General features: G+C 62.7%; 13 protein-coding genes and 1 tRNA gene. 7 read left to right on the forward strand and 7 right to left on the reverse strand.

Translation table 11 applies throughout. The features are described from left to right. Nucleotides 1–12: 12 nt before the first annotated feature. The 3 genes from LB532_RS08780 to map all read right to left on the reverse strand — a co-directional run bounded on the left by LB532_RS08780 (nt 13) and on the right by map (nt 3,090). Nucleotides 13–1,194 carry a carbohydrate kinase family protein gene (locus LB532_RS08780; protein ID WP_140521013.1) on the reverse strand — a complete coding sequence of 394 codons (1,182 nt, stop codon included), beginning with the start codon at nt 1,192–1,194 and terminating at the stop codon, nt 13–15. 230 nt (nt 1,195–1,424) lie between these two features. Beyond that, the gene (gene radC / locus LB532_RS08785; RefSeq protein WP_140638922.1) at nt 1,425–2,213 is read right to left on the reverse strand and encodes a RadC family protein; all 789 of its coding nucleotides are present in this window, start codon (nt 2,211–2,213) and stop codon (nt 1,425–1,427) included. A 49-nt stretch (nt 2,214–2,262) separates the two neighbouring features. Next, nucleotides 2,263–3,090: a type I methionyl aminopeptidase gene (gene map, locus LB532_RS08790; protein WP_140638921.1), complete on the reverse strand. Its 828-nt coding sequence runs from the start codon at nt 3,088–3,090 to the stop codon at nt 2,263–2,265. Between the two features lie 209 nt (nt 3,091–3,299). Here map and LB532_RS08795 point away from each other — a divergent pair, with 209 nt between their 5' ends. The 4 genes from LB532_RS08795 (at nt 3,300) to LB532_RS08810 (ending at nt 4,919) form a co-directional block, all read left to right on the forward strand. Further along, a complete protein-coding gene (locus LB532_RS08795; protein ID WP_140638920.1) occupies nt 3,300–3,698 on the forward strand; it encodes a hypothetical protein in 399 nt (132 codons plus the stop codon). A gap of 107 nt (nt 3,699–3,805) precedes the next feature. Continuing rightward, on the forward strand, nt 3,806–4,042 hold the full coding sequence (locus LB532_RS08800; RefSeq protein WP_140638919.1) for a hypothetical protein: 237 nt from the start codon (nt 3,806–3,808) through the stop codon (nt 4,040–4,042). 177 nt (nt 4,043–4,219) lie between these two features. After that, a complete protein-coding gene (locus LB532_RS08805; protein WP_140551494.1) occupies nt 4,220–4,516 on the forward strand; it encodes a DUF982 domain-containing protein in 297 nt (98 codons plus the stop codon). 43 nt (nt 4,517–4,559) lie between these two features. After that, complete coding sequence (locus tag LB532_RS08810) at nt 4,560–4,919, forward strand: DUF6074 family protein (RefSeq protein WP_224556621.1); 360 nt, start codon at nt 4,560–4,562, stop codon at nt 4,917–4,919. 42 nt (nt 4,920–4,961) lie between these two features. Here LB532_RS08810 and LB532_RS08815 read toward each other — a convergent pair whose 3' ends face one another. From LB532_RS08815 to LB532_RS08830, 4 genes are all read right to left on the reverse strand, one after another. Continuing rightward, nucleotides 4,962–6,104 (reverse strand): hypothetical protein, encoded by a 1,143-nt coding sequence (locus LB532_RS08815; RefSeq protein WP_140638918.1) that lies wholly within the window; start codon nt 6,102–6,104, stop codon nt 4,962–4,964. A 168-nt stretch (nt 6,105–6,272) separates the two neighbouring features. Continuing rightward, nucleotides 6,273–6,347, reverse strand: a tRNA-Glu gene (locus tag LB532_RS08820). Nucleotides 6,348–6,569: 222 nt separating this feature from the next. Beyond that, the gene (locus LB532_RS08825) at nt 6,570–7,817 is read right to left on the reverse strand and encodes a YcbK family protein (protein ID WP_140638917.1); all 1,248 of its coding nucleotides are present in this window, start codon (nt 7,815–7,817) and stop codon (nt 6,570–6,572) included. Nucleotides 7,818–8,033: 216 nt separating this feature from the next. Continuing rightward, complete coding sequence (locus LB532_RS08830) at nt 8,034–9,869, reverse strand: PHA/PHB synthase family protein (RefSeq protein WP_140638916.1); 1,836 nt, start codon at nt 9,867–9,869, stop codon at nt 8,034–8,036. A gap of 98 nt (nt 9,870–9,967) precedes the next feature. Between LB532_RS08830 and LB532_RS08835 the strand changes: the two genes are divergently transcribed. The 3 genes from LB532_RS08835 (at nt 9,968) to LB532_RS08845 (ending at nt 13,014) form a co-directional block, all read left to right on the forward strand. Beyond that, nucleotides 9,968–10,360, forward strand: a complete 393-nt coding sequence (locus LB532_RS08835) for a hypothetical protein (RefSeq protein WP_140638915.1) — start codon at nt 9,968–9,970, stop codon at nt 10,358–10,360. 74 nt (nt 10,361–10,434) lie between these two features. Continuing rightward, complete coding sequence (locus LB532_RS08840; RefSeq protein ID WP_140638914.1) at nt 10,435–11,652, forward strand: LL-diaminopimelate aminotransferase; 1,218 nt, start codon at nt 10,435–10,437, stop codon at nt 11,650–11,652. A 48-nt stretch (nt 11,653–11,700) separates the two neighbouring features. Then, the gene (locus LB532_RS08845; RefSeq protein WP_140638913.1) at nt 11,701–13,014 is read left to right on the forward strand and encodes a homoserine dehydrogenase; all 1,314 of its coding nucleotides are present in this window, start codon (nt 11,701–11,703) and stop codon (nt 13,012–13,014) included. Nucleotides 13,015–13,085: the final 71 nt, after the last annotated feature.

A 13,085-nucleotide genomic window follows, 5' to 3' on the forward strand; every position in this document is an offset into this window, starting at 1 on the left:
TAAGTTGTCGGTTCAGCTTGCCAACATGGCGTTGTTCGCCAAGGCGGCAGCCTTCAAAGTCGCGAAATCCGCGATGTAGCCCTGTGCGCCTTCGACCGTGGTCGTCAGGCTCGCGCCGATCGCCGCATGGCGGGCGGCGTCGTCCAGCGACGCACCATGCAGCCAGAGGCTTAGGAATATGCCGGCGAAGCTGTCGCCAGCGCCCGTCGCATCGACGCGGTCGACAGGCAGTGCCGGCACCTCGATCTGCGGCCCGCCATTCGCCGGAAAGACGACCGCGCCAAACTCGCCGAGAGTGAGCACGACCGTTCCGCGCGGCTTGATGCGCGCCAGCATCAGCCGCACCTCTTCGATCATTGTCGCCATCCTGGAGCGAAAGTCGAAAATCTCCCGCATCATCACGTCGTTGATGAAGGTCAGATCGATGTGCCGGACCATCTGCGTGAACGTTTCGGGCGTGCGTGCGCTCTTGGGCAGGCCGGCCGAATGCAGGCTCACCCTCCAGCCGGCCTGATGAAAGCGCGCGATGGAAGCGGTCATCGTTTCGTAGTGGAAGCCTTCGATGTGAAGACAGGCCGGGCGCGGTTCGGGCTGGATGTCCAGATTGGCAGTCAGATCGATTTCGCCGAGTTCGAACGGTTCACTGATGATCGTGCGGCTGCCATTGCGCTCGATGATCACGATGGCCTGCGAAAGGCGGTTGTTGGGGGTGTTGCGGATCGGCAGTGCGTGGACGCCCAGTTTGGAAAGCGCGCCGAGCGCCCAGTCACTCTCCGGGTCTTCGCCGACCGCCGTCGCCAGTTCCACGTCGAGAGCGTAGGGCGCCCCAACACCGGCGGCGGCAACCGCGAGATTGGCCGCAGGCCCGCCCAGCGCCTTCTCGATATGGCTGGCGGTGATGCGGTCGTCGCGATGCGGCAGGACGTCGACGCGGCAGAGAAAGTCGACGCTGACCCGGCCCGCGACCAGGAGCCTCGGCAGATGATCGAGATTCTTCGGCCTGTGGGGCGCGCGGCCCGGCAGCGAACGCGCAAACGAACTCGGCCGGTACATCAGCGTGGCGATCGCCTTTTCAATGCGTTCGCGCGTGGCCTCCTTCAGGCCGGCGGTCCCATTGATGAAGTTCGACACCGTTCCGATGGAGACACCGGCGGCGCGCGCGACATCCGCTATGGTTGGGCGCTTGCGTTGCAATGGCAGGTTCCAATTGAAGCGTTTCAAACGGTATCAACGGAAAAGCCGACCCTCAACGGAATTATCTTCTAAAAGACCGGGAATTTGCAGGAGAATTTGGAAACTTGTGCCAAGATGGCCTGAATTTAGGGGCCATTCGCTCCAGAATTGAACGATTTTCAAATTCTTGAGCCGAAGACCGCACCGGCGATTGCCTGCTTTCGTTCGGGTGGCTTCGCCGAGCCGATGATCTAGATCAGCAGCAGCCCCTTCATACTGGAATAGCCCTTGCGACCGATGATGATGTGGTCATGCACGGAAATGCCCAGCCGCTTGGCAGCGTCGATGATCTCCTTGGTCATCTCGATATCGGCACGCGATGGCGTAGGATCGCCCGACGGATGGTTGTGCACCAGGATGATTGCCGTCGCCGACAGTTCGAGAGCGCGCTTGACCACCTCACGCGGATAGACGGGCGTATGGTCGACGGTGCCGGTCTGTTGCACCTCGTCGGCAATCAGCGTGTTCTTCTTGTCGAGGAACAGGATGCGGAACTGCTCGCGCGCCTCGAAGGCCATGGCTGACCGGCAATAGTCGAGAAGCTGCTGCCAGGAGGAGAGGATTTCGCGGCCATGGACCTCGCTGCGCGCCATGCGCTGGGCCGTCGCCGCAATGACTTTCAGGTCAAGCGCCACCGCCGAGCCCACGCCCTTGACCTCCTGGAGGAGGCCGACAGGCGCGCCAAGCACCTCGGCCAGGTTACCGAAGCGAGAGAGCAGTGCCTTGGCGACCGGCTTGGTGTCGGCACGGGGAATCAGGCGGAAGAGGAGGAGTTCCAGAAGCTCATAATCGGGTAGGGCGTCCGGACCTGCCGAGGCGAAGCGTTCGCGCAAACGGTCGCGATGGCCGAGATAATGCGGCTTCTCCTCGATCCCCCTGGCCTTCGCGGCAGGCCCGGCTTTCGCAGGAGAGTGCATGGTCGCGGAAAGCTGCGCAGGCTTTTCTGCAAAGAAACTGCGCTCGTCGTCGTCACCTGACATATCGTCTGCCCCCAACTCTCCCGACCGCGAGGTCCGGCAGGACGAAACATTATGCCGGCAGGCCGGGGCGGTCGAGCTTTTTGGGGGATAGCGTGAAGATCTCGCAGCCGGTGTCGGTCACGCCGATCGTGTGCTCGTATTGCGCCGACAACGAGCGGTCGCGCGTCACCGCCGTCCAGCCGTCCGACAGGACTTTCACATGCGGCCGTCCGAGGTTGATCATCGGCTCGACGGTGAAGATCATGCCGGGCCGCATCTCGATGCCCTCATTGGCGCTGCCGTAATGCAGGATGTTGGGCGCGTCGTGGAACAACTGGCCGACGCCGTGGCCGCAGAAGTCGCGCACCACCGAGCAGCGCTCGCCCTCGGCATAGCTCTGGATGGCCGCGCCAATGGCGCCGGTGCGGGCGCCGGGCCTGATCGCGGCAATGCCGCGCATCAGGCATTCGTGGGTGACTTCGAGCAGGCGTTCAGCCGCGCGTTTTATGGTGCCGACAGGGTACATGCGCGAGGAATCGCCGTGCCAGCCGTCGAGGATGTAGGTGACGTCGATGTTGACGATGTCGCCATCCTTCAGCGGCTTGTTGTCGGGGATGCCATGGCAGACGACATGGTTGATCGAGGTGCAGGAAGACTTGGTGTAACCGCGGTAGTTGAGCGTCGCCGGCAGCGCGCCATGGTCCATGCCGAACTCGAAAACGAAGCGATCGATGGTGTCGGTGGTGACGCCGGGCGCAACCATCGGCACCAGTTCGTCGAGGCAGCGCGCCGTGAGGTCGCATGCCTTGCGCATGCCGGCAAAACCTTCCTCGCCATAGAGGCGGATCTGGCCGGTGTTTCTAAGCGGTGCCGTGGCGGCGTCGAGATAGGTGACCATTGGTGTCCGTCTTGCGGGTGTGGCTCTGCAGGGGAGCCGGCGTGAAAATCTCCCCAGATTTGGCACTTGAGGGCAAAAGGTTCAAGGAAGAACTGCCCGGACACGACCAAGCGGGAGGGATATTCGGCGCGCCCCGGTGTCTTTGACGCCCTTGTTCCTTCCCTTTCAGTCGACCGTGCGGTAGGGCGAGGGAGGTTTTTGGAGATTTCATGAGGGTCAGACACGCCAGACTGCCGGAAGCGCCGTTGAAGGCGGCCTGCTCATTGCTGATGAGCCTGGTGCTGCTGGCGATGCTGTCCCTTGGCCGGCCGGAGGTGCCCGTCCCTGCCGGAGCAGCCTCCGGTGTCGCCAGCGCCGGCGTGGAGCGGTCTGGCGAAGCGGCGGCGCTGCTGCGCATCACCGGCAAGGCGCAGGCGCTGGAAGTTCGTTCCGGCCGGCCGGCCCTGGTCAAGTTCGCCGGCGGCCATCCGGCCCTGCCGGCTCGGGACACCGTCTTTTCCTGGTTTGTTTCGGTTCCGCCGGCGGAGATCGTCGCTGCTGGCGAGTTGGCCCGTACATCTTGGGCGACTGCCAATCAGCCGCGCGCACCGCCGTCGCTTCCGGCCTGAGCGGTTCAACCGCTCCTTCACTCAAATCACTTCCTGTTCGCGTCGCGATCCGTGCGGCGGCCTCGGTCGCGCAGCGGTGTGTGGCGCGTCATTTCCGGATTGTTTCCATGCAACGTATCAAGACATTCAAGAGCCTTTCACGCGCGGCCTGCGCCGCCATTTTCCTTTCCGTCCAGGCGCTCATCTGTATCGGAACCGTCTACTGGGCGCTGACGGAGACGCTCGGCCTTTCGGCGACAGGGGCACTTGTCCTTGGCGGGATTTTCGCTGTGCCGTCGGCCTTCGTGCTGCTTACGGCGGTGCGCATGGCCTTCGATGCGGAGACCGATCCTGCCAACCAGTAGCCGGATCGCCAAGGCGCCCGCGTTCGACACGGTCGAGCGCCTTGGCGCTTGCTTGCGGTGGCTGCGGCAAAACGTCCATGACCGCGGAGACGCCACATTCCTGCGGTAGCGGCCGGCCAAGCAACTTTTTACGACGGATGGCGTTGCCGCTGGTGACGACAGTTCGGGAGATGGCGGATGGACAGACTGCAATTCGAGGTGCCGGTGCGTATCGCGCCCGGACCCGGCCTGCCTGTCGAGGAGATCTACAGCGTCGAACAGGCCCTTGATTTTCTCCAGGACTGGCCGCTGCGCCGGCAAGGCCCGATTTACCAGAAGGCCTTCAACGCCTGCTTCGGCGCCACCGTGGACGTGGTCAAGACCGAGGATGCCTGCCGGGCGTTCATGGCGTTCTGCCGGGTGACCGGGCTGATGGCCCGGGACATGATGGCACCGCGCAAGCGCGGTGGCCAGGCGAGAGGGCTGCAAGCCTGAGGGTGCGCTGCGCTCTTCGTTCTCATGGCCGAACGGCGCATCGATGCCGATGCCATTAAGCTTCCGTTTCCACTTTCGCGGCTACGCCATGCTTGTTCGGCAATGGTTGATTCGTTGCGTCAGTCTCGTGGTTCGGAAGATGTCCCCAGAAAAAATCCGTGCATTCCCGATCGACCGTCAGGCATTCCTGGTTCGGGAGGTGGCTGCAAGGCTCGACAGTTTGCATGGCGACAGCGCCACCTCGTTCTGGAGGGCCAAGGCAACGGAGTTGTTCGATCTCGTCGTCAGGTCAGGCAGGGACAGGGCGGCGGCCAGCGACGAGGTGCGCAGGTTCTTCTTCGCCGTGCAACAAGAGATATCGGCCGGCGCGGCAACTGAGCCGATGCCAATTCTTTCCGCCTGAAGTGCTCCGCAAGGCGTCCCCCCATTAGTTCCATGCCAACCGCTAGCGGAACAGATATTTTGAAACTTCGGGGTTGCTGCGTCGCCACATGACATTGTCAAGGAAGTAGTGGTGCACGTTGATGAAGATCAGCACTATGAAGAAGAACAGCGACGAACCCAGGACTTCCTTGTCGTAAGGGATCAAGGCAGTCAGTGCCGCCGGAACCAGCCAGAAACCGAGACTGCCGAGGACCCCGCCGGCGATGACGAACCCCAGGACACGCATCCTGTAGATCGGACCAAGAATGGACAGGATTCTGGAGTCCGGAACCCTTTCTGAATCGGGCCCGTCACGCTCGACATTGCTTTGATAGCGCCAGACCACGGCCAGGTACTGCAGCGAATGGAGTGCCGGCACCACGAGCAGCCAGAGCGGATTTATTCTGACGACCAGAATCCAGAGGTATAGGGACGCGATATAAGCGACGACGCCGTTATACGGCAGGCTACCGCCATTTTTACTCCAGCGATTGACCAGCATCACAACGGTGGCGGCCGTGGAAGCGGCCGCGGCCGACAGCGCGATCGTGTTGAGCCACGCAGGCGTGGCAAACGTGTAATATTCCAGACCGTAATATTTTGCTTGGCTGACCGCCGTGTTCGTCTGGAGCCATGCAAACAGCCATACGGCATAGCTGTTGACCAGCAGGATTTTCTTGTCCGGATTGGTGAAGAACCTGCGCTTCAACACGGCGTCCACCATCAACATGCCGTAGCCTTGCTTGACGTAGTGCCAGCCCACGAAAAAGAACATCGCGTTGGCTGCGTTTCCGAGCAGCCTGGCGTTCGCCGTTATCGAGCCGTAAGCAAAAAACCCGCCCATGAGCAGGGGAACGACAATGCCGGCGAAAATGTAGCGGATCTGGAGGCCCCTGTCGTATCCGTCGCCGCGCGCCTTGCTTCCAAAATTGCGATAGAAGATTTGGTAGGAGTGGGCGAAGTGTGGATAGTTGATCAGATAAGCCAGGAAAAGCATCACCGCAGCCACGGCGCCTTCGTATTTGAGCGGCACGAAGAACAGGGCTGGCAAAATCAGGAATGCGCTCCCGCCAAGCATGAGGAAGTCCGTCAGCGGGCCAAAGAGATATCTTTGTGGCGGCCTCGCCGCAGGAGCTCGAGCATCCGCCGAAAGGTGAACTGCCATATTAGCATCCCCCTGGGAAAGCCGATTTAACCATCGAGCCTTGCCCTCGACAAGGTCGAGGCGACGGAATGGTCAACACGTAAAATGACGTTTCGGAAGGGGGTGTTACCCTGTCCGGCGCGATAGCTCTTGACGCCGAAAGGGAGCGAAGGAGACTTCGAGTGAAGCTGGTACGCCCAAGGGGAATCGAACCCCTGTTACCGCCGTGAAAGGGCGGTGTCCTGACCGCTAGACGATGGGCGCGCTCAGATGAAAGCGGCTTATACTGGCGTTGTGCGCAACCGGCAACCCGTCAGGTGCCGGCTTGGACAACTTTTTTCCTGCCTGCCGAAGCGAGTGATTCACGCAGCGCCGGCGGCAATTTTTCTGGCGGCCGTCCCCAGCCGGCGCGTGGATTTGCGGGCACTTTTCAGACGATTGCGGAAGCGGCCTGAGGTCAGGAGGTCCCAGCCGAACCGGCGCTGGTCAGCCTTCGCCACCGCTGCGCCGGCGGCAGCGCCAGTTCCAGTCGCGCTCGGGGCCGACGTCGACGTGGACCGATTCGGTGTGACAGTAGGTGCCGACGCCGCCGCGGCCGGGCATCGTCCTGACGTAGCTCGCCAGCTCCCATTTCGAGACGCCCGGCACCTGGATGTCGGCGGCGGCGCAATACATGTGCAGCGAATTCTTGGCGCCATTGGCACGGCGGTTGCGGGCGGGGTCGCGATAGCCGGAGGTGACGACCATCTTGCGGCCGTAATGGCCTTCGATCGTCTTGAGCACGCGCACCAGCGAGGGCTTGAGGCACGCCACGTCGACACTCTCGTTCTGCTTCAAGAGCCCGTTGGGCGCCAGGCGCGCCATGCCGGCGGCGGAAGCTACCTGGTAGAGGCCGCCCGAACCTTCATCCTCGTTGAGGTCGACGTCGCTTTCGTCGTCGAGGCCAGATTTGCGCTTGATCTCGAACAGGGCCGTCTGGCGGACGCCCGGCAGGGCATCGCTGCCGGTGATGTGACCTGAGTCGTCGCCGAGCGAAGCCAGTTGCACCGGTTTCGCCGTGGAATCGGCCGAGGCCAGTGTAATGATCGGCTTTGCCGCCGCCGGGGCGGGCTTGGCCTGCACGGCCGGCTGTTCGCCTGCGCGCGTGTTGACCAGTGGAGCGGGCTTCGCCGAAGCCGGCGTGGCGCCAAACATCGAGGCCAGGAAACCCCTTTTCTTCGGCGCCTCGGCTTGCGGCGCCTCGCCAGCGGTCACATAGACCGGATTGTTCATCGCCGGTGTGGCGGCCTGCTTCGGCGCCGTCACGGCCGCGTCGGCGGCGGCGATCTTCTGCGCCGCCGCATCGGTCTGCTGCGTCGTCTGCGGCTGCTGCTCCAGCGATTGCGGCGTGTTTCCGGCAATCGTTTCAGCTTCAGCCGGCGCGGTGAGCGGGAAGGCCGCCTGCGGCTTGGCAATCGGCACGTAGGCGACCGTCTCGGGCAGCGCTGTGTCGCCTTCCGCCATCACGGTGGTTTGCGTGGTCGCCGTCTGCGACGACGAATCGCCGGCCACGATCGGCTTGTTTGTCGAGGCTGCCTTGATGTCCGATGCGGAGGCATTGTAGCCGGGCATGCCAACCGACATTGTGGGGTCGCCGGCCGAGGTGCAGGAGGCCAGGAGCACGGAGCAGAGCGCCGCCGCAATGGTGCGGCGTTCTCCCTTCGCGAGGCTCCACCCTGCTGATTTCAAAGTCAAATTCCCCCTCGATATCCGATCGGTATATCCTTGGCGCGGCGTCCGAACGGCTGCGTCGAGGTGCCCCTTGTCTCCGATCCGGAAACGAGACCTGTGTCAAATCAGCAAGCCTGGAAGTATTTTTGCGGCAATTGCCGAATTTAGGCGGCAAGATGGTTGACGACACCATTTCGCCCGCTTTTACGGGTCCGTCAACTCACCAGACATTACAGTCGGTTACACACGCACCTTGACATAGGTACCGGGGGCATCACCAAAGGTTTTCATATGCTTGCCTGCTTTGCGGGCAGGCACGCGATTGTTGTCCCTGGCCTCTATCCAGCTCTGCCAGTGCGGCCACCAGGAGCCAGGATGGTCGGCGGCCTTGGCGATCCACTCGCCGAAGTCGCCCTCCGGCTTGCCGCCGGTCCAGTACTGGTACTTGCCCGATGCGGGCGGGTTGACGACGCCGGCGATATGACCGGAGCCCGCCATCACGTATTCGACCTCGCCACCGAAATATTTCGAGCCGAGGAAAACGGACAGCGCGGGAGCGATGTGGTCTTCCCTGGACGCGAGGTTGTAGACGGGGATCTTGATGTCGGCGAGCGAAACGGTGCGGCCGGCAAGTTCCATTCTGCCGCGCGAGAGGTTGTTCTCGAGATAGCAGTTGCGCAAATAGAAGGAGTGGTTGGCCGCCGCCATGCGTGTCGAATCGGCATTCCAGTAAAGCAGATCGAAGGGCAGGGGATCCTTGCCGCGCATGTAGTTGTTGACGACATAGGGCCAGATCAGGTCGCCCGAGCGCAGCATGTTGAAGGCGGTCGCCATCTTGGTGCCGTCCAGATAGCCCTTTTCGTTCATGGCCTTTTCCACTGCCGCGACCTGTTCCTCGTCGACGAACACCTTGAGGTCGCCGGCATAGGTGAAATCGACCTGGGTGGTGAAGAAGGTCGCCGATTTGATGCGATCGTCACCCTCCTGCGCCAGTAGGGCAAGTGCCGCCGCCAGCAACGTGCCGCCGACGCAGTAGCCGATAGCGTTGACCTCCTTCTCGCCTGTGGCCTTCTCGATAGTGTCGAGGCCGTATTGCAGCCCCTCTCTTGTATAAGCTTCCCAGTTCTTCATGCCGTGGCGTTCATCAGGGTTGATCCAGGAGATGACGAACACGGTGTGGCCCTGTTCGATCGCCCAGCGGATGAAGGATTTCTGCGGGTTGAGGTCGAGTATGTAGAACTTGTTGATCCAGGGCGGGCAGATCAGCAGCGGCCGTTTCAGCACCGTCTCGGTGGCGGGATCGTATTGGATGATCTCGGCGACGTCGCTGCGGCCGACCACCTTGCCGGGGGTGGTGGCGATGTTGCGGCCGATCTCGAAGGGCGAGTAGTCGGCCTGGCGCAGCTTCAGGTCGCCCTTGCCGGCGGCGATGTCCTCGGCCAGCATCTTCATGCCTCGCACAAGGTTTTCGCCGTTCGAGGCGATGGTTTCGCGAAACAGTTCCGGATTGGTCAGGATGAAATTCGACGGCGAGATGGCGTTGGACACCTGCTTGACGTAGAAGCTCGCCTTGTGGCGGGTGTGCTCGTCCAGACCTTCGGCGTGCTCGACAAGATCAGCCGCCCAGCGCGAGGTGACGAGATAGGCTTGTTTCAAGAAATCGAAGAAGGCGTTGCGGCCCCATTCCGGATCCTGGAAACGCTTGTCGCCGCGCTCCGGCTTGACCGCGTCCTCGGTTCGCTCGGCATCGGGGCTGACGCGCTGGATGGCGTTCGCCCATACCGTCATATAGCCGGCGAACAGCCGCGTCTGAGCTTCGAGCGCGCGTTGCGGGTCGGCAAGCCAGTATTCGCTGAGCTTGGAGAAGGTCTTCACCATGTCGACGACCGGTTCGGCGACATGGTCGCGCACTTCGCCCTTCTCGCGCGGCTCGGCCCAGGCGGAAGCCGCCTTGCCGGCCTGCTCGATCATGCGCGCCATGTTCAGGGCGAAGCGCTCCGGATCCTTCACCAGATATTGCTCGACCGTCGAAGGTCCGCCATCTTCCGTTTTGCCCGAATCGGGTGTTTTGGACATGGTGCGCGGGGTTCCTCCCGAAGCGTTTTCTTGACATATTACCATGGGACATCCGAACGGGTCCAACCTCGCTCTACCCCGGCTGCCAAGGAAACAATATGACGATTAACATTGGCGAGACTGTTTTTTTCGGCGCCTGTCGTTTTTGCCGCATCGGTGCGGCAATTGCCCTGCTGTGCCTTGGGGCCTGCTCGAGCACCGATACCAGCGGCCCGGTGCCCATCGCCACATCAGCGGGACCGAAGGATACCGGCACCTTTCCGAACCTGAACATCCCGCCGAAAGTGGCGGCCAAACAGTTCACCGATGCCGAGAGGAACGCCAGGCTCGCGGAATTGAAGGGGGACGAGAGCGCGCAGGCAGCCAATGGCGGCGCCCCCAAAGTCACAAACCAGGCGGCGCTGACGGACCTGGCCAGCAAGCATGGTGCGCAGACACTGAAGCAGATCGAAGGCAAATGCGACCCCGCCCTCGACCCTACCTGCAAATAAGTATATAGCGCGCGCCCAAGGCACTTGCCGACACGGCGCGCCTTGCCAAACGCCAAGTGATGTCTGGAACTGCCATGGAAGAGTTTCACAAGGTCCGTCGGCTTCCGCCCTATGTCTTCGAGCAGGTCAACCGGCTCAAGGCCAGTGCCCGCTCGCGCGGGGCCGACATCATCGACCTCGGCATGGGCAATCCGGACCTGCCGACGCCCAAGGCAATCGTCGACAAATTGTGCGAAGTGGTGCGCGATCCGCGCACCCATCGCTATTCCTCCTCGCGCGGCATTCCGGGCCTGCGCCGCGCGCAGGCCGCTTACTATCAGCGCCGCTTCGGCGTGAAGCTCAATCCCGATACGCAAGTGGTGGCAACTCTGGGTTCGAAAGAGGGCTTCGCCAACATGGCGCAGGCGATCACCGCGCCGGGCGACGTGATCCTGTGTCCGAATCCAACCTACCCGATCCATGCTTTCGGCTTCATCATGTCGGGCGGCGTCATCCGCTCGCTGCAGGTGGAGCCCGATGACCACTTCATCCCGGCGGTCGAGCGCGGCATCCGCCATTCGATCCCGAAGCCGCTGGCGCTGATCCTCAACTATCCGTCGAACCCGACGGCGCTGGTCGCCTCGCTCGATTTCTACAAGGACGTGGTGGCGTTCGCCAAGAAGAACGACATCATCATCCTGTCGGACCTTGCCTATTCCGAGATCTATTTCGACGGCAATCCGCCGCCTTCGGTGCTCGAGGTGCCGGGTGCGATCGACGTTTGCGTCGAGTTCACCTCCATGTCGAAGACGTTCTCCATGCCCGGCTGGCGCATGGGCTTTGCCGTCGGCAACGAGCGGCTGATCTCGGCGCTGACCCGGGTGAAATCCTATCTCGATTACGGCGCCTTCACGCCGATCCAGGTGGCGGCCGCACACGCGCTCAATGGCGATGGCGCCGACATCGCCGAAGTGCGCGACATCTACCACAAGCGGCGCGATGTGATGGTCGACGCCTTCGGCCGCGCGGGCTGGACCATTCCGGCTCCGGCTGCGTCCATGTTCGCCTGGGCGCCGATTCCCGAGCCGTTCCGCCATCTCGGCTCGCTCGAATTCTCCAAGCTGCTCATCGAACATGCCGACGTTGCGGTGGCGCCAGGCGTCGGCTTCGGCGAACATGGCGATGATTTCGTGCGTGTCGCGCTGGTCGAGAACGAGCACCGGATCCGACAGGCGGCGCGCAACATCAAGCGCTTCCTGGCGACCAGCGCCAAGCAACCCAACAATGTCGTGCCGCTTTCCGCCCATCGGTAAGCTTTCCGCACACAATTTCGTTTGATCTTTCAGGGGACATCGCTGGCCATGGCTGAAGCTCTGCGTGTTGGAATTGCCGGCCTCGGCACGGTCGGCGCGTCGGTGGCGCGCGTGCTGCGCGACAAGGCGGCGGAGCTGACACGGCAGTGCGGGCGCGACATCGTCGTGTCGGCGGTTTCGGCGCGTGATCCCAAGCGCGACCGCGGCGTCGATCTCAATACCGCGAAATGGTTCGACGATCCGGCCAAGATGGCGCAGACCGCCGAGATCGACGTTTTCGTCGAGCTGATCGGCGGCGACGAGGGGCCGGCGTTCGCGGCTGTGAAGACGGCGCTCGAGGCCGGCCGTCATGTCGTTACCGCGAACAAGGCGCTGCTGGCCAAACATGGTGTCGCACTGGCCGAGATCGCCGAGAAGAAGGGCGTGCTGCTCAACTACGAGGCCGCGGTTGCGGGCGGCATTCCCGTCATCAAGACGATGCGCGAAGCGATGGCCGGCAACTCGGTCACCCGCGTCTTCGGCATTCTCAACGGTACCTGCAACTATATCCTGACCCGTATGGAGGCCGAAGGCATCTCGTTCGACGCCTGCCTCAAGGACGCGCAGCGGCTGGGCTATGCCGAGGCCGACCCGACCTTCGACATCGAGGGCCATGACACCGCGCACAAGCTGTCGATCCTGACCAGCTTGGCCTTCGGCACCAAGATCGCCGCCAATGACATCTACATGGAAGGCATCTCGAACATCACCCAGGCCGATATACGTGCGGCCGGCGATCTCGGCTACCGGATCAAGCTGCTTGGCGTCGCCCAGCGCACCGACAGCGGCATCGAGCAGCGCGTGCATCCGACCATGGTGCCGACGGCCTCGGTGATCGCGCAGGTCCACGGCGTCATCAATGCGGTGGCGATCGAAACCGACATCCTCGGCGAACTGCTGCTCTCCGGCCCCGGCGCCGGCGGCAATGCCACCGCCTCGGCCGTCATCGGCGACATCGCCGATATCGCCAAGAGCCGGCCCGGCTTCCAGCACGGCCCGGTCTTCGGAAGGCCGGCGAAGGAGTTGAAGCCTTACAAGAAGGCACAGATGCGCAGCCATGCCGGCGGCTATTTCATCCGGCTGACCGTGCATGACCGCATCGGCGTGTTCGCGGCCATCGCCAAGCGCATGGCCGACAACGATATCTCGCTGGAATCGATCGTCCAGCACGCGATCAACGGCGAAGCGGCGGCGCAAAAGACGGTGATCCTGGTCACCCACGAGACCACCGAGGCTGCCGTGCGCAAGGCTGTTGACGGCATTACCAAGGATGGTCACCTGACCGACAAGCCGCAGGTCATCCGGATCGAACGGGCAGGATAGATATTTCTTTCGGTCGCGTGCCACTGCATTGCCGCGACCGAAAGTGTTCCGGGGATGCCGCTGCCTGGCTC

Source organism: Mesorhizobium sp. ESP-6-2, assembly GCF_020164675.1.
Taxonomy (GTDB): domain Bacteria; phylum Pseudomonadota; class Alphaproteobacteria; order Rhizobiales; family Rhizobiaceae; genus Mesorhizobium.